At 46.3% G+C, this 1,308-nt stretch carries 1 protein-coding gene; it reads right to left on the reverse strand.

What is annotated here, in order from left to right; genetic code table 11:
* Nucleotides 1-685 precede the first annotated feature (685 nt).
* Complete coding sequence (locus tag ACSZPU_RS25725; RefSeq protein WP_499004442.1) at nucleotides 686-931, reverse strand: hypothetical protein; 246 nt, start codon at nucleotides 929-931, stop codon at nucleotides 686-688.
* Nucleotides 932-1,308 lie beyond the last annotated feature (377 nt).

Here is a 1,308-nt window from a genome sequence, read left to right on the forward strand (position 1 = left end):
TACGGCCTCATTTCTCGCTGCCGTCCAGATCAGATGCATCGCTCTCTGGGCTAAAATCTTGTGATGACACTATCTAAGCTGTAGCTGTAATCAGCGAAACGGGAGAATAGCCCTCTTGTTCTAACAAACATTCCGTGTTGTGTTTGCCATACGTGCATCATCTCGTGCATGAATCTATGTTTTTTCTGTACATCCCCTTCCATCGAGAAATCGTGAGAATAGGTGTCTTCCCTAAACCACATTTTGCCGTTTGGACTCATAGCAACATAAACAGGCTGCAGGTTAAACGGTAAGTAGCTTTCCCGATGCACCCAAATTGGTTGTACCTGAGTCCGCCCCGGTAAAGCGAGTTTGCTAACGCTATCTCACCCATTGTTATAAGTCTCACACCACCGGGTTTAATGCATGTGCCCGATGTTGCGTTAATCCTCTCGTTTACAGGCATTCAAAATCCCTCTGATCTGTAACGGCGTTAACCGCTTATCGTACTCCTGGGCATTCGGCCACAGGCAAGCTTTCGTCCAGGAAAGGTCTGATTTATGTGATAAGAGATTGGGTTAGAACCCTATTTGTCCCCCTGTATGATTATCTGCAGTCAGAAAAAATGTCCTCGACTCCACGGACATCTTCAACTGTTACTCACCGCCCACATTCGTAACCCGCGTGACGGATTTTTCTCTGCACCTTACTCAACCACGCCAACAACATATCGCCCGTCTTTACTCTTGATAGAGTACCGGTGCGTATCATCACAAATCACTATCAGGGAACCGCCGAACGCGGAAGGGTAAACGCCGTTAACCGTATTGCATTCATGGCCAGACTCGCGAACCAGGGTCTGACTTTGTGTTTTTAGTTGAGGTGAGCCCGAATCTGCAAGCACGCTACCGCAAATTCCCGCACCCAACATCACAGCAAGAATCCGTTTCATCACCCACCTCCTTTCTAAGTAAGTAACGACAGCATCGGCAAAAAGTTAAAGAAAATTAATCAATTCTGTCGATAGAAAAAGGCATATCGATTCTCAAAACGAGTATCACGAGTTGTACCGGCACCTTACTCACCCGTTGGCAGGCAGTCACGTGCACCTGCGCGAAAATCGCTCAGTTCAAGATTGCCAAACGCGATTTAAGAAGAAATAAAAAAGCCGATCTGATACTCTATTTCCACCTGATCGGACCACTTGTAATTAATAATCACTTTCAATTAAGCGAAATAATGAAAAGAAGCCATAGGCGGATTCAACTCCGAAGTGCAACGCTAAGCCGCCAATCTTAGCTCTGCAAACACCACAGACGGTTGCCTGAA

Source organism: Phytobacter sp. V69 (genome assembly GCF_965644215.1).
GTDB lineage: Bacteria > Pseudomonadota > Gammaproteobacteria > Enterobacterales > Enterobacteriaceae > Phytobacter.

What these genes read in the sequence shown, in the direction of transcription:
- ACSZPU_RS25725 (WP_499004442.1), bottom strand. Translation starts at nt 931, where the DNA reads ATGAAACGGATTCTTGCTGTGATGTTGGGTGCGGGAATTTGCGGTAGC.